A 15,553-nucleotide genomic window follows, 5' to 3' on the forward strand; every position below is an offset into this window, starting at 1 on the left:
GCCTAGAAGCTAATTCGTGAAGGTGATGCGGTAACGTTCTGCTCCCTTCACTTTTTTACCTAGAGCATTGAAATGCTGCTTCCCGCGGAGGTTGATACGAGCGGTTTCCGGACGATTGATCCGGAGGGTCGCTTCACAGCTGGAAGATGACTCCACGACTTCGCTGCTAGAAGAAATTTCCGTCACTTGACTGCTGGATGAGGCGACGCTACTCGACGAACTTGACTTCGCGCTGCTGCTAGAGGACTGCGCGGTTGCGGCGTATTCGTAAGGTCCCAAATCAGGGGCCTTGCCGGAGTATTCGTATCCGATGTTTGTTCCCTTATCGATAAGCTTACTGCTGCTAGCTAGCTTAAAGAGATTGCCTGTGCTGAGGTTGCCCTGGGCGTCGCGGCCGCGGGCAAGGCTGGTATCTAGACTCAAAAAGTCGGAGTTGGCCACAGAAATGGAAAGGTCCCAAGCGTTGGTCGTCTGTTCGCTCCCGCTGGTAAAGGAGTCTGCCGATTTTCCCTTGTAGGAAACGTTGTTACGTAAATGGTGCTGCTGGCCTGCGTTTAGCTTGCCGCCCATGCCGTAGTTGATTCCGTTGCGGTATCCGATGCTCTGTTCCACGGTGATGCCGCCGGAATTATTATTCTGGTCAAAGCCTTTCGCAAGATTGTCGAAGGCAATGCAGCGGGTGCAACGATGGTTTGCCTGCTTGCTGTTTCCGCCCATCTTGAAGCCGTTGCCGTTTACGTCCCAAAGGGAATCGGGATATCCGAATACATTAATTCCATTGCGGAAGGTCCAGGAATCGTAAACCATGACGCTATCCGGAGAGTCGAAAAAGTCAAAACCGTCGTCAGAATTTTCCCAGGCGCGACATCCGCGGAAAACGTTTCCGGCGCCTTGAGTCTGCTTGCTGGCGAATCCGTCTGCCATGCCGCCCTTTTTCTTGGGGTCGTAATTGCGGTAAGAGTCAACGTTCTCGACCAGAGTGTGGTTGCCACCCTTGTTGATTTCGAGACCGGAGTTGCGGTTTTCAAAAAAAGCGCAGTTGATGAAGGAATTATAGGATCCGGTGACATAGGCCCCCTGGTAACCAGCGCGAGTGATTCCGATTCCGTGGAGTTCGTAGTAGCTGCCGGTCATGCTCAATCCGTAAGAGTCCTGAACGTAAGTCAGTTCGGGGAACTGAAAGTCGATGATGGCCTTGGCGTGGCCTTGGGCGTAAAACACGATGGGCTTGTCGGCGGTGCCTGACTTTTTCAGGACGATTGTATTCTTGGCGCCTTGGGTGTAGGGAACCTTGTAAGTTCCTGCTTCAAAGAACAGTGTGTCGCCTGCCGTTGCGTTTGTCATGGCGGTGACGAAATCGTCTTTCGGAGTGAGATTCTTGTTTGCTGCAAATGCGGAAACGCAAATTGCAGATGCGAAAATAGTCAGTTTGATAGCCAAATTATCCATAAACACCTCTTGAGAATTAAATTTTGAATGTTCTCAAAATGTTTCTCAAAATGAATATAGATAAAAAATCTCTTTCCCTCAATAAATAAAGCAAAATAATGTGTAAAATGTTCTCAAAAAAATACCACAAACTAGGCCCGTTTGTGGTATTTTTACGATTTTAGCGTTTTTCGCTTAAATGACTGCGTATTTACTTGCCGAATTTGGTGAAGTAACGGCCTACATTTGCGGCCTTGTTTACACGACGTCCTTTCAAATCTAGCACATGAATCCTGCTGGGATTTATAGAGGGAAGGATCTTCTTGGTGATGGCCAGAGGTGCTTCCATAATTTCGCCGATGAATACAGGGGAGGGGTCCTTCTTGAGGGCTTGTCCCCAGATGGATCCGTCAACGCTGTTTTCTTCGTCCTTGAAGTCGTGAAGGAGCTGGGCGACGGTGCCGTCCTCAAATTCTTTCCAGGAAGTTTTTAAGTCTTCACATTCGGATTCTGAGCCAGTCAGGCAGAGGGAGGCCTGGAAAACATTCTTGGTTTCGCTATATCGAGAATAGCCGAAGTATGCGCCTGTTTTTTCCGAGGATTTGATGTCGGCAATGACGTAGGCGTTGATGATCTTTGTATCAAGGCCAACACCAACGATTCCGCCCGTATAGGAATCGCCCTTGATATTTCCCTTGGCGTAAACATTAGCGATGGTGATGCCTTCGTCTTCGGGATCGAACTTTCCTGCGGTGCCTACGATGCCACCGGCGTGGTAGCCCACGTCAATTTCACCAATGAAGGATGAGTTGGAAATGCGGGAGGTTCCTTCGGCGCGGGAGGCGATGCCGCCGCCATATTCAAAGGCGCGCAGGTAGGAGTCGCGAACGTTTACGGAATCGATGGATCCGTTACGAACCCAGCCGAAGAGGCCTGCGTCTTCAAGAGCGGTTCTGTTAACGTAAATACCGCTAACGGTGTGGCCGTGACCATTGAAGGTTCCGCTGTACATGACGGAGTCCACGCCGCTAATGAGGCGTGCGTCGCCGATGGGGTTCCAGGCTACCAGATTGGAGCCGTCGCCAATGAGCTGGTTGGCGCTATCCAGAATGTTCTTGTTGATCACGATGTCGTCGGTCAGTTCACCGCAGGCGGACATGTTTCTTTCAATGTCGCCCAGGCCTTCGTTTACGATGGTGGCGAATGCATAAAGTTCAGGAACGGTACCAATCTGGTAGCAATCGTTCTTCACTGCGGGAGCCTTCTGTTCCATCCAGTTGGCGTAAAGAATCTTGGCGCCAGTAGCCTTGTGATCAAGGGTAGTGAACTTTGCTGCAGAAGCATCTTCGCTTTCGCTCCAGCCCGTAAAGATGTAACCTTTACGTGTGGCGGAGGGAAGGGGAGATGTGATTCCCGGAACGTAGTAGTTCAAGATATAGCCCAGCTCGCCGCCCTTGGTGTCCAGGGTGAGGCTTGCGGCAGTTCCCTTGCTCAGTGTGGGGTGCGTGTCGGATTCGCCCTGCTTCCAGACGGAAGCGTCTACGCCTTCGTAATTGGAACTGATAAACTTCTTGTAGATGGTGCCGTCGGCGATTTCTTCCGGAGTGGCGTTAGGCTTGTCGCAATCGATTTCGCTTGCGGGGCAGACATGGGCGCTGAATGCGTTTACGATTTCGACAGAGACATTGAAACCGTTAAAAAAGCTTTTGGCGGCGCCGTGTTGATTGGGTGCAGAAAGGTTTCCGCTGCTGTAGACGTTAATCAGATGGGCAAATTTCTTGATGTAACCGACAATGCAGGCTGCGTCACCCTTCTGGGAGGTGATATCGCCTGTGTTGTAGGAATTGGCGATGTATGCGTTGTCATAGACATAGCTTGCGATACCGCCTACATAACCTGTGGTAACGTATACATTTCCGGTGTTATAGCTGTTGGTAACGCGGAGGTTTCCCTGGGTGTGTCCTACAAGGCCGCCAGCTGAAGTTGAAATGATGTTTCCGGAATTGTGGGATCCGTTCATGTTGATGTTGGTATATTCGTAAGCTTCTCCCACGAGACCGGCTGCAGCTGCTTTACTATTGATGCTTGCTTCGTTGTAACATTCGTTCATGGACAGGGAAGAGTGTTCTTCCATAAGGCCTACAAAACTTCCTGTAGTGCCACCTACGTTGGTGTTGTTGAAGTAGGAGTCGACGATGCCCAGGGAGTCAATGACCACGTTGCCGTAAATATTGGCGAAAAGGCCTGCTTTTTGATACTCGTTCCCGTTCAGGTAAAGGCCGCTGATGGTGTGGCCTGCACCGTGGAAGGATCCTTTGAAATTATGGATGGGAATCCAGGAGATGAAGTCGTTTTCTTCGTTGACGTCGCCGGATGCGGTGAGGAGGTTTTTATTGACTACGATGTCCTTGGTCAATACACCGCAGGCGGTGGGGTCTTTTTCGGCTCCATCGATGCCTTCTTCGACTAGGGCGGCAAAACCGTAGAGTTCACCTATGTTGCTAATCTGGTAGCACTTGGTGGTAGGATCTTGCTGGGGAAGCCTAGTGGAGATCTTGGGAGGGTCTGCTAAAGCGATGGTGGGTAATAGCAATGCGGCTGCACCGCAAATGATTTTATTTTTCATTTGTTCTTCTCCAAAACTAAATCCAGAGAAGAATATAGTAACAGCAAGCTTATTTGTAATTATGTTACTTGTAAACTCTGATGTAATCTACTAACATTTCGGCGGGGAACTGGGCGTCGTCAATATCAAATCCTGGCCAGGTTCCGCCTACAGCTACGTTCAGTATGAAGAAAAAGGGCTTATGGAACGTCCCCATGTCACCGCTTGCGTCCTTGATGTCAATTTCTTGGTATTTAAAGTCGTCCACGTACATGGCGATGACATTCTTGTCCCAGACCATCTTGTAGTTATGGAATTCGGTAATGTCTAGCTGCTTGCTGGTGCCGTAGTAATCCTTAGTGCTGTTACCGTAATCCGCATGCTGGCCCTCGTGTGCCCAGTGGTGGGTGCCGTAAACTACATGTTCATCGTTCACCGCTTCAATGATGTCGATTTCGCCGCAGGTGGGCCAGTTGACTTCATCAATGTTTTCGCCCAGCATCCAGAAGGCGGGCCAGATTCCCTTGCCTGCGGGGAGGGCGATGCGTGCTTCTACGGTGCCGTAGGTAAAACTATACTTGCCCTTGGTAATGAGGCGGGCGGAAGTGTAGGGGGCTCGTTCGAAAAGTTCGTTCTTTGCGCGAATGTGAAGGTAGCCGTCGGCTACGTAGGCGTTGTCCGTGCGGTCGGTGTAATATTGAAGTTCGTTATTGCCCCAGCCCGTGGCGCCCGTTTCGTAAGTCCAGTATTCCGTATTTAAGGCGGTGCCATCAAATTCGTCGGACCAGAGGATGTTAGGGTCTGCGGATGAACTGCTTGAAATTCCCGTCACGGAACTGCTAGAAGGAATCTCGGTGATGGAGCTGCTAGATGGAACTGCGACAGAACTGCTAGATCCCCGATCGGAGTCGGGGATGACGTCGGAAGAGGAGGATGCCGGGATGGCTGCGATGGAGGAAGAACTGATTTCAGGTTCTGCACATGTGCTGTTGTTGTCGGAGGAACATGCAAAAAAACTTGCGCTTACAATCGCAATGAAAAAGCATAGCGTAACTTTATTTAGGCTCATAAGAATCCTTGATGCAACTATTGGTTGCATAATTCAAAATTTAAACTCATGCTGAATGTTTTCATGGTAAAGTTTTGTATATTTCCTGCGCATCAAGAGTGCAACATAGTTTATTAGATCACTTCGCCCGTGAATAGCGGGAGGGTGGTCTTTTTTTTATGCAAAAAAAGGATGAATATGAAAAAGATAAAACTGATTGGCGTAAAGCAGGAAGGAAATTCGAAACTTTGGGATTCTAAAAGTGTGCGAATAGGGGTGTTTGCATCGAAGTCGAGGAATATGCCTCAGGATGATGTACTTGAGGCGTGGGCGAAAGAGCATGGTGAGAAGGGGCACTGTGTAATTGGTGCGTTTGAAAATGGTGACGCTTGTAAAATTATGTATTGGGTTCTTGCCTATGGAGGTTCTGCAATCTGGATTAGGGGGTGCAGATTCCCGATGCAATATCAAGATGTTTGCTATAGGGCTTTTGTAGATGGTCGTCTTTTGGTGATTTCTCGAAACGACTGTAAGAAATGGACTGTTCCTGGAATGGCTTGGGCGAATCACGTCGTGGCGAAAATTACGGATTGGCATGCTTATTGGCTTGGTCAGGCCGATGAAATTCTTGGGCCTATTTGCGCGAAGGCAATTGAATTAGAGAAAAAAGTTGAAATCTACGAGGACTAGGTTGTGATGATTGTATTTACAAAGTGTAATATAATTTGTATATTAATTTCAGTGCAGAGGTTCGTGTGAATATTACGGACCATGCTGCTGATCAAATGAAGAAAAGGGGCTTTACCGCAGAAATGCTGGGAAAGCTGGTGAAAGGACGATACTGGTTGAAACTATCGCCTCAACGAAAAGACCGTTATTTGATAACGGGTTTTGTTGATGGCAAATGGTGGACGGTGGTTACTGAAAAAGACTTGTATACTATGGTGACAGTAAGGAGAGCGCATGCGTCGGAAATTGAAGGTGATTAGAAAAATCAATGACGATTTTACCTTGGTAGAGGATTGGCATACTAAGGAAGAGTTGGAAGAAATAGAAAATGAGGTTGGTGTAGGCGAAGGTATCATGGTCCCTGCTGGCGAACCTGGCGAGTCCGTAGACCAGGCTTTGGAACGCGCCCGCAAGGCAATCAAGGAATACGAAAAGCAGCAGAAGAAAGTTTATTCCTTCCGCTTGAAAATCAAGACTGTAGAAGCCATCAAGAAAAAAGCTGCGGAACTTGGTATTCCTTACCAGACTTATGTGGGGACAATTCTGGATCAGGTTGCTCTTTAGTCGTTCGCGCTTTAGCGATTGGTATTTTTGATGCAAATTCAACTTTCGGATCATTTCGATTATTCTAGGATTTTGCGGTTTACGCTGCCCTCCATCGCCATGATGGTGTTTACCTCCGTCTATAGCGTGGTGGACGGTTACTTTGTATCTAATTATGCGGGTAAGCTTGCTCTGGCTGCGGTAAATATGGCCTGGCCCGTAATAATGATGCTTGCATCGCTGGGTATGATGTTCGGTGCTGGTGGAAGCGCCTTGATTGCTGCGGCGCAAGGTCGCGGTCGCCTCAACCGCGCCAACGAATATTTCTCCATGATTGTGTATGTGGTCATCGCCTTGGGCTTTGTGCTTTTGGGAGCGACCTGGTATCTGTTGGAGCCCCTCATGAAATTGTTGGGCGCCCAGGGCGACCTTCTTGCAAATAGCGTTTTCTATGGCAAGGTATGCCTGGTGGGTCTCCCTATGTTCATGATGCAGATGCTGTTCCAGTCCTTGTTTATTACGGCGGGTAAGCCCCAGCTGGGCTTTTACGTGACGGTGGGCGCAGGCGTTACCAACATGATTCTGGACTGGCTCTTTATCGGAATGCTGAAGATGGATTTGTTCGGTGCGGCCCTTGCTACAGACATTGGCTTTGTTATCGGAGGCGTCATCCCGCTGGTTTATTTCCTGCGGCCAAATGCTAGTACCTTGCGCCTGGGCAGGGCCTGCTGGAAACCTTACGCACTTGTGAAGGCCTGCTTCAACGGTTCCTCGGAACTGCTTTCCTGTATTTCGTCGTCCATCGTGTCTATGCTGTACAACTTCCAGCTCCTGCGTTTCGCTGGGGAAAACGGGGTGGCTGCTTACAGCGTCATCATGTACGTGACCTTCATTTTCTTTGCCATGTTCTTCGGCTTTTGCAACGGCATGGCACCAGTGATTTCTTACCACTATGGCGCCCATAACATTGATGAATTGAAGAACTTGTTCAAGCGTTGCCTCGTTATTCTCGGAAGTTCCGGAGTTTTGATTCTTGCAGTTGCCCAGTTGACTGCGGTTCCATTGACGAAACTGTTCCTGGGTTACGATGCAGAATTGTGTGAAATGACTGTCTATGCATTCAGGGTTATCGCCTGTACATTCTTGCTGGTTGGCTTTAATGTTTTTGGATCGTCTCTGTTTACGGCTCTGAACAACGGCATTCTCTCTGCGATTATTTCCACCAGTCGCGCCATTGTTTTCGAGGCGGGCTTTGTTCTGTTATTCCCGCTGTTATTTGGACTTACTGGCATTTGGTTCGCCTGCTGGGGCACAGAAATCGCGGCCCTTGCATTGACCGTTTTCTTTGTGATTCGCAAACGGAAAGTTTATGGATACCTGTAATGTTTGAAAATGGTTGCTTTTGACCATTTTTTGAATTTTCTTGGCGCTCTTTTCAATGGTTGTTATTATTTTTGATTGTCGGTGTTGAAGAGAATTTGGTTTGTACTACAAATCCAAAAAAAGGAAAGTGTGTTTATGAAGTCTATTCTCAAAGTTGGCGTGACCGCCATGTTTGTTCTGAGTGCAAGTGCTTTTGCTCAGGATTTCTGCTCTACCACCACTCATAGTGGAACCGCTAAGGAAGTGTCTACAAATACTGTGGGTTCTTTCTCCAACGGTATTGGCTATGAACTCTGGAACGAAGGTGGTAACGGTGGTTCCGCTACGTTCTATGACGATGGTTCTTTCAAGTGCAATATGACTGGTGCTAAGGACTACCTGTGCCGTTCCGGCCTTTCTTTCAACAGCGATAAGAGCCATACTGAACTTGGTCACATGAAGGCTGACTTCAAGCTGGTCAAGAGCGGCCTTACTGGCATTGACTATTCCTACATCGGCATTTACGGCTGGACCCGCGAACCCCTGGTTGAATGGTACATCGTGGACAACACTGGTAGCCAGTACATGCCCGGCAGCTGGGTTGCTCAGGGTTCTTCTGCAAAGAATCACGGTGATTTCCAGATTGACGGTGCAACTTATACCGTTTACGAAGGCGACCGTACCTCCTACTCCATCGACGGCGACAATACCTACTTCAAGCAATACTTCAGCGTTCGTAAGAGCGCTCGTGACTGCGGTACTATCGACATTACCGCTCACTTTAAGAAGTGGGAAGAACTTGGTATGAAGATGGGTAAGATGCACGAAGCCAAGATCCTTGGCGAAGCTGGTAGCAATAGCGGTGCAAATGCAAAGGGCGAATACGATTTCCCCTATGCTAAGGTCTATATCGAAGGCGCTGCAGCAGCATCTAGTTCTTCTGTAGCACCTGTCGCTGCATCTAGCTCCTCTGTTGCTCCTGTTGTAGCATCCAGTTCTTCTGTAGCTCCCGTTGCAGTATCTAGCTCCTCTGCAATTATCGATGCTATTCACGGCGTTCGTGGCATGGCAATGAACAACAAGACCATGTTGGTATTTGATGCTCAGGGCAAGTTCCTCAGCTCTTTCGAAGCTCAGAACGGCCAGTCCCTGAACGATGCCATCAAGGCTAAGTTCAATGCCGGTGTTTACCTGGTAAAGCAGGGTGGTGCTGTTCGTAGCATCATCGTGAAGTAATCTCGCCAGTTCACTGTAAAAGATTAAGCCTCTCCCTTTTGATCTAGGGGAGAGGCCTTTTTTATGCTTTGCTGCGGTTTTGTGCGCTATGAAATTAGTCCTGCGGGGCTGTGGGCGTCACGCGGGCGATGCAACCAACAGTAGCGCGACATGCCTTGATCAAATCTGCGGGAGCAATCTTCAACTGCAGACCTCGTTCTCCTGCGCTTACGTAAATGTAGGGGAAGTCGTTGCAGGTTTCGTGCATGAAGATGGGGAAGTTCTTCTTGAGGCCTAGGGGGCTGCAGCCACCGCGGATATATCCTGTCAGGGGAGTCAAATCCTTCAGGGGGACGGTTTCAATTTTCTTGTTGCCGCTGACCTTTGCTGCTCCCTTCAGGTCTACTTCCAGATTGCCGGGAACGACGCACATGAGGTAGCCAATCTTGTCTCCATGTACCAGGATGGTCTTGAAAACCTGATTGATGTCTTCACCCAGGGAATCAGCCACATGCTGGGCGCCCAGATCGTTTTCATCCACCACATAGGGGATGAGTTCATAGGAAATCTTCTGCTTGTCGAGAATTCGAGCGACGTTGGTCTTTTTAATATCCATGCCGCAAAATATAGCTATCTGGGGAATAACTATCTGGGAATAGCTTTCATGCGGGCCGTATCCTTCAGGTTGGCCATCATGCGGTAGGCATCCTTCACCAGGAAGTCGATGTCCCTGCCGCTGCCTTGGGAATAACCCACCATGGCGGAAAGCTTAGTAATGGAGGATCTGTTCAGTTCATCCAGCTTGCTGTTCCACTTGAGGAGTGCCTTGTTGATGGCTCCATCGGAGGGATTCTCGATAATCAGGACGAATTCATCACCGGCAACGCGATAAAGCTTTTGATTCGGGGCTTCTAGAGGCTTGATGGAATCGGCGGCCATGGCGATGAGGGTGTCACCAACCTCGTGACCTTGCTGCTCGTTGATCAGGCGCATATTGTTAATGTCCCAGATGATAATTGCCAAATTCTTGATGACAGGGTAGTAGTCCTTGAGCATTTGCTGGTAATGTGCGCTGTTGCCAAGACCTGTCATAAAGTCTGTTTCGGACTGGCGCTTCCCCATGATTTCGTTCTGAGTTCTGATTTCAACTTGTTTGCTGATATGGAAAAGTACTGGCAGGAACGCCATGAGGATAAACCATTGGGGAACGACAAAGAAAACCAATAGGGCTAAAGGAATGGGCATGCCGGGATCGTTGGGGGCAAGGATTCCTTCTGTAATCTGCTTTGCGTAGAATTCCGTGGGGTGTGCCGTGAACAGGAGCATGTTGGCGTTGCAGAGGCCGAGATAGTAGCCGCCGTAAACGTTGACGATATGACCGATGGCGGTAATGAGATAGGCGTAGCGGATGATCTTGTTGTTGCGGTACTGCACTGAAAGCAGGAGTGGCAGCGCCGTGATCAATAGGGCGTGGTAGGTGAGCATCACGCCGATAAAGTCGTAGTTGATGGCGGAGAACAGCAGGACCACGTATTTGGTCTTGGGGTTGCTCAGACCGATGGACTTGACTACGGCAAAGGTAATGGCGCAAATGAGGATGCTGCCAAAGAAGCCGACGTTCATGATGGTGTCGTCGACAATGAAGATCCCCAGGATATTAAGAATCCAGATAATACCGAAGAGGATGCAGGAGAAACGAATGGCCTTTAAGGTAAACTTATTGGCTTCGTAATCTGAATCTTTCTGATATGCTTGCATGCGAATAAAATAGCTTAAAAATTGTACATCGTATGAAAAAAGTGAGAAAAATGAATAATTTCTATATTACAAGCTAGGATATTTTTGGTGTTGCATGACGAAGGCTAAAAAGGCAATTCTTATAGGTAACGGAACGATGGGCAAACGCCATAGGGCTCGCTTTGAGTCTTGTGGAGTCCGCTTTGTGGAAGTTCTGGATCTAGATGCCGAAAAGTGGCTGGAATTATCCGATTTGTCGCCTGAAAAGGTTGATTTTGCGGTTGTCGCCTCTCCTGCAGTTTCTCACTACAAGTATGCCAAGTTCCTGCTGGAACGGAAGATTCCTGTCCTGGTGGAAAAGCCTCTGGCTATTACCGCTGAGCAGGCTATGGAACTGGTGGATTTATCAGTAAGGAACGACACCTTGCTGTTTGTCGCCCAGTCGGAATGTTACAACCCCCTGTTCCTGAACTTCCGGAAGCATCTTCTGGTGGATTTAAGAAATGCGGTGGCTGCTAGCCGAAGCGCTGCGGGTGAAAATGCTGCGGGTGAAAATGCGGGACACGCACCCTTGAACGTGAAGCTAGAGTTCCGTCGGGAACACGGCTATAGCGAGCGGTGCCGCGATGTGGACGTTTCCCTGGACCTGCTGGTCCACGATGTCAGTCTATTCCTGAACCTCTTTGACGCCAAGGATGTAATGTGGCTGGAGGAGGACGGTTGTGGCTGCGGCTCTCACGAGGAACATTCTTGCGGCTGCCATCAAGGAGATGGTAGCTGTGGCGATCGAATCTACAGGACGGCAAAGCTTGTGTCTGGAGAATTTGCTGGTGTGGTGGCGGAATTTTACGCCGATCGCAATAGCGAAAATGACATCCGCCAGATATCCGTGGAATTTGGCCGTAATGGAAATATGTCCGGTTTTGACTATTCCGTCAGTCTCGTTCGCTATACGCCTATGGGAACTGTAGATCACATTCCAGACTCTCTGGACAATGAACATCGGTTCTTTTTGAAACTTTTAGCATCGGCATGCAAGGATTGGGCCCGCAGAGCCTTAATGAATGCTGCACAATCGATTGTTTTGATAGGAGGACGAAACCAATGCTCACAATGAGATAATTCATTTGGATTATATTTAGGAACATTGGTTTTGTTTGATGTGAAAAAGATATGAAGCCCATTGCTGAATACCAAAATTACAGAAGCGTTATTCAGGACTTTTATGATGAACATAAAAGCCGTGGAATGCTAACGTGGCGTGGTTTTTCGGAATTGGCAGGATTTGCTTCTTCGGGGTATCTGAAGCTTGTTTGCCAGGGCAAGGCAAACTTAAGCGATGCGGGCATCCAGCAGGTGGCAAAGGCGATGAAGCTTACACCATCCGAAACAGCCTATTTTAAGGAATTGGTTCTGCTGGACCAGGCTAAGACTGTGACAGATAAGGACAAGTCCTTGAAGAACCTTGAAAAGCTTTCCAAGAGCTGCAAGGCCCGAGTATTGAGGGATGATTCCCTGGATTATTTCTCTAACTGGCAGAATGCCGTGGTTAGGGAACTGGCTCCCAAGGCTCCCGCCAACGCCAAGACGTCTAACATAGCCCGTCAGGTTCTTCCCGAAATTACCGCTGCCGAAGTAGGCCGCGCCCTGAAGTTCCTTACCGCCACAGGAATGCTGGTAAAGAACGAAGACGGAAGTTTTACCCAGACGGACAAGGTTCTGACTTCTGGCAATAAAGATTTGTCTAGTGTAGCCCTCCGCAGCTTCCACAAGCAGTTGGGCAAGTTGGCTATTGATTCTCTTGATAACGTTCCCGTGAATGAACGTAATTCCTCTGACTTGGTCATTGGTATTACTGCTGCCCAGTACGAGAAGCTGGTGCAGAAGATTATCGACTTCCGTCGCGAAGTTCTGGACGTTGTTACCGAAACTGATGATATGGAACGAGTCTACTGCTTGCAGATGAACTTGTTCCCCCTCAGTCATAAAATTTCCACCAAGGGAAACCCTGATGAAAAGTAGGATGTGTAAGAGCTTGATGCTGTCCGCTGTTGCGGCAGCATTTTTTATGGGTTGTTCTGACAAGGATAGTACTGCCGGAGGCGCTACCGAGGGCGGTAACGCTATTGCCAAGGCTTCGGTTACGGGAAATGCCCAGAAGGGCCCGTTTGTTGCTGGCTCCAGAGTAATTGTGCACGAACTGGAAGGCGAAGGCCTTGTGCAGACAGGTAAGGCATTTATTGGCAAGACCGACAAGAATGGTTCGTTCAAGTTGAATAATGTTTCCTTGGCGTCCCAGTATGCAATTTTGGAATGTACCGGTTATTTCAATAACGAACTGACGGGTGAAAAATCTCAGGGTCAGATCACTTTGAACGCCATTGTGGACTTGTCCAAACGCGAACAGGTGAACATCAACTTGCTGACCCAGCTGGAATACGACCGCGTGGTTTACCTGGTGACCGAGAAGGACATGTCTGTGGCTGAGGCCAAGAAGCAGGCGCGTAACGAAATTGCCAAGTCCATGTTCGATGTCGATTCTCCGCTGGATTTTGAAGATCTGGATATTTTCGGTTCCTCTGATGGAGATGCTCGATTGCTTGCCATGTCCACCTTGACCTTGGTGGGAAACAGCGATGCGGATCTTTCTGAATTACTTGCAGAAATGGGCGCGGACGTTGAAAAGGATGGAACTGTTGGAAAGGGTGAAGCCTTCGCCCGTATGGCGGATATTTCGGCCATGTATCTGAACTTGAAGCAGATACGAAAGAATGTGGAAAAGTTCTCCGATGGAACTGTACCTGATTTCGAAAAATACGTGAAGGAATTCTGGGCCACCGCATTTGACTTGGGCGATTGTTCTAAGGAAAATGAAGGTGAATACAGGAAGAACGGAAATGAATACAGTGGCCGTCGCACTGCAGGTTTTGTTTGTGAGGATGGAACCTGGAAACTGAGTTTCTTCAATCCGGATTACAAGTACGGTTCCTTTACGGATGAACGTGATGGCTATACCTATCGCACTACCACCATTGGTGACCAGACCTGGTTTGCTGAAAACCTGCGTTATGTAACCAAGGGGGATAGCTCGGTGACTGCAAAGTGCTTCAATGACGATGACCGGTACTGTGAAGTCTACGGTGGCTACTATATGTATCGTTCTGTGTCGTGCCCTGACGGATGGCATGTGCCTTCCCGCGAGGAATGGAAGACCTTGTTTGATGAAGTGGGCGGCCAGTCTACCGCTTCAGCAAAGCTTCGTGCCCGTGGTGGCTGGGACGTAAATACTCATCCCAACACTGAAAAGGACGAAGACCAGTTCGGTTTCTCCGCTATGCCTGCAGGTGTGTACTACTTTGGCGATGAAGGTGGATCCACCTACTTCCGTACATCCGATGTACTTACGGATTCTCTAGGGAAGGATCGTGGTGCAGTCTATGTGGTTGGCATGAACGATGGGGATTCTTCCTGGGTGGGCAATGCCATGCATTCGACTGCAGTCTCTGTTCGCTGTATTAAGGACGAAGACACCAAGAAGGAAACCGAGGAGTAATCCTGTCTTTGAAAGCCAGCGAAAGCTGGCTTGGACGAAATAAAAAAGATGGCGGTTTGACCGCCATCTTTTTTTACTTAATGTCTTATTTATCACTAGTAGTCAGATACTGATTTGTAGTCCGTAAGCATTTTTTCGGCCTGGGCCACAGCCAAATCGCTGTCTGACCCGCTGCCCTGTGCGTAACCGATGGCGGCGCAAAGCTTCACGGGAGAATTGCTGTTCAGTTTCTCCACGTTCACTCGCCACTGGTCGATGATTCGTGTGCAGTTGTCCAGATTGTAACCCTTCAGGAGCATGGCGAACTTGCTACCCGCAATGCGGAACGGGCGAACGTGTTCGCTGCGGAAGGGCTTGATGGAATCTGCCATCATAGAGATGAGGCGGTCTCCCATTTCGGGACCCTGCTCGTCGGAAATCTTGCGGAGGTTACGGATATCCCACATGATGACGGCCATCTGCTTGACATTGGGATAGTAGTCCTTCAGCATGTTGTTGTAGAGGGTGCGGTTGCCGAGACCGGTCATGTAGTCCAGGCTTTCCTGACGGTGCTTGACCAGGTCACGCTGGGAGCGGGCTTCGATCTGTGCGGAAAGGAGCAGCAAGGTGGGGACGAAGCAACCGAGGATCATCCACTGGGGCAGAATGTAATAGAGGAACAATGCCAGCGTTCTGGAAATGCCCGGCTCTGTAATGGTAACGTCGTTGTTCAGGAGCATCTGCATGAAGGAGTCTGTGGTATAGCAGGTATACAGCACCCAGTTTGCGTTGCAGAGCCCAAAATGGTAACCGCCATAGACGGTAGCGGCTTGGCCCAGCATGACCAGCCAGCAGGTGTACCACAGGATCTTTTTCTTGCGGTACTGCACGGAGAGAATGAGCGGCAGGGTGGATGCCAGGATGGAATGGTAAGTCAGCATGATGTTGATGGACGTAATGAACGCTACGGAGAATGCAATCAGAACGTACTTGGTCTTGGGATTTTCCAGGCCCATGGCCTTCCCGGTGCAGAACATCAATGCGAAAAGGAAAGTGGAAATACCGATGCCCGTGTTCATGATGTTGGGATCGATGAAGAACACATGGATGAGGTTCAAGATCCAGACGATGGCGTAGACAATGTTTGCTGCGGCTGCACCCTTCAGGACAATGAGGTTTGCCTGGTAGTCCGAATCTTTCAAGTATTTCAACTTCATAAGTTAAAAATAGCAATTCCCTGAAACAGATTGCTCTTTTTTTAGTTGCGACGTTGTAAAAAATAATTTGTCCCTAACTTTTGTTTACAAACAATGAAAAATCTCCGCGGATTGATCCGCGGAGATTTTTCAGTTAT

General features: G+C 48.9%; 14 protein-coding genes. 8 read left to right on the plus strand and 6 right to left on the minus strand.

The genetic code is table 11. The features are described from left to right. Positions 1-9 precede the first annotated feature (9 nt). The 3 genes from BUB59_RS12110 to BUB59_RS12120 form a co-directional block, all read right to left on the minus strand. A complete protein-coding gene (locus tag BUB59_RS12110) occupies positions 10-1,449 on the minus strand; it encodes a right-handed parallel beta-helix repeat-containing protein (RefSeq protein ID WP_073230299.1) in 1,440 nt (479 codons plus the stop codon). A gap of 190 nt (positions 1,450-1,639) precedes the next feature. After that, positions 1,640-4,054, minus strand: coding sequence for a hypothetical protein (locus tag BUB59_RS12115; RefSeq protein ID WP_073230302.1), 2,415 nt, complete (start codon positions 4,052-4,054; stop codon positions 1,640-1,642). Positions 4,055-4,118: 64 nt separating this feature from the next. Beyond that, positions 4,119-5,102 (minus strand): glycoside hydrolase family 16 protein, encoded by a 984-nt coding sequence (locus tag BUB59_RS12120; protein WP_083540318.1) that lies wholly within the window; start codon positions 5,100-5,102, stop codon positions 4,119-4,121. 177 nt (positions 5,103-5,279) lie between these two features. Here BUB59_RS12120 and BUB59_RS12125 point away from each other — a divergent pair, with 177 nt between their 5' ends. From BUB59_RS12125 to BUB59_RS12145, 5 genes are all read left to right on the plus strand, one after another. After that, positions 5,280-5,771, plus strand: a complete 492-nt coding sequence (locus BUB59_RS12125) for a hypothetical protein (protein ID WP_143160375.1) — start codon at positions 5,280-5,282, stop codon at positions 5,769-5,771. 65 nt (positions 5,772-5,836) lie between these two features. Next, complete coding sequence (locus BUB59_RS12130; RefSeq protein WP_143160376.1) at positions 5,837-6,070, plus strand: hypothetical protein; 234 nt, start codon at positions 5,837-5,839, stop codon at positions 6,068-6,070. After that, complete coding sequence (locus BUB59_RS12135) at positions 6,045-6,374, plus strand: hypothetical protein (protein ID WP_073230307.1); 330 nt, start codon at positions 6,045-6,047, stop codon at positions 6,372-6,374. Before BUB59_RS12130 ends, BUB59_RS12135 begins: the two co-directional genes overlap by 26 nt. 72 nt (positions 6,375-6,446) lie before the next feature. Continuing rightward, positions 6,447-7,736, plus strand: coding sequence for an MATE family efflux transporter (locus BUB59_RS12140; protein ID WP_200778836.1), 1,290 nt, complete (start codon positions 6,447-6,449; stop codon positions 7,734-7,736). Positions 7,737-7,871: 135 nt separating this feature from the next. Further along, the gene (locus BUB59_RS12145) at positions 7,872-8,951 is read left to right on the plus strand and encodes a glycoside hydrolase family 11 protein (RefSeq protein ID WP_234980045.1); all 1,080 of its coding nucleotides are present in this window, start codon (positions 7,872-7,874) and stop codon (positions 8,949-8,951) included. Between the two features lie 94 nt (positions 8,952-9,045). On the opposite strand, the gene ybaK is transcribed toward BUB59_RS12145, so the two are convergent. Beyond that, entirely contained in the window at positions 9,046-9,546 is a 501-nt protein-coding gene (gene ybaK / locus BUB59_RS12150) for a Cys-tRNA(Pro) deacylase (RefSeq protein ID WP_073230312.1), read from the minus strand. A gap of 29 nt (positions 9,547-9,575) precedes the next feature. After that, entirely contained in the window at positions 9,576-10,688 is a 1,113-nt protein-coding gene (locus tag BUB59_RS12155; RefSeq protein WP_073230315.1) for a GGDEF domain-containing protein, read from the minus strand. Positions 10,689-10,782: 94 nt separating this feature from the next. On the opposite strand from BUB59_RS12155, the gene BUB59_RS12160 reads away from it, so the two are divergent. The 3 genes from BUB59_RS12160 to BUB59_RS12170 are packed head-to-tail and all read left to right on the plus strand — an operon-like array spanning position 10,783 to position 14,220. Continuing rightward, positions 10,783-11,784 carry a Gfo/Idh/MocA family protein gene (locus tag BUB59_RS12160; protein WP_073230319.1) on the plus strand — a complete coding sequence of 334 codons (1,002 nt, stop codon included), beginning with the start codon at positions 10,783-10,785 and terminating at the stop codon, positions 11,782-11,784. 56 nt (positions 11,785-11,840) lie between these two features. Beyond that, positions 11,841-12,689, plus strand: coding sequence for a TIGR02147 family protein (locus tag BUB59_RS12165; protein ID WP_073230322.1), 849 nt, complete (start codon positions 11,841-11,843; stop codon positions 12,687-12,689). Next, on the plus strand, positions 12,679-14,220 hold the full coding sequence (locus BUB59_RS12170) for an FISUMP domain-containing protein (RefSeq protein WP_083540320.1): 1,542 nt from the start codon (positions 12,679-12,681) through the stop codon (positions 14,218-14,220). Before BUB59_RS12165 ends, BUB59_RS12170 begins: the two co-directional genes overlap by 11 nt. A gap of 95 nt (positions 14,221-14,315) precedes the next feature. On the opposite strand, the gene BUB59_RS12175 is transcribed toward BUB59_RS12170, so the two are convergent. Beyond that, complete coding sequence (locus BUB59_RS12175) at positions 14,316-15,416, minus strand: GGDEF domain-containing protein (RefSeq protein WP_073230326.1); 1,101 nt, start codon at positions 15,414-15,416, stop codon at positions 14,316-14,318. Positions 15,417-15,553: the final 137 nt, after the last annotated feature.

Source organism: Fibrobacter sp. UWEL (assembly GCF_900142535.1).
GTDB lineage: Bacteria > Fibrobacterota > Fibrobacteria > Fibrobacterales > Fibrobacteraceae > Fibrobacter.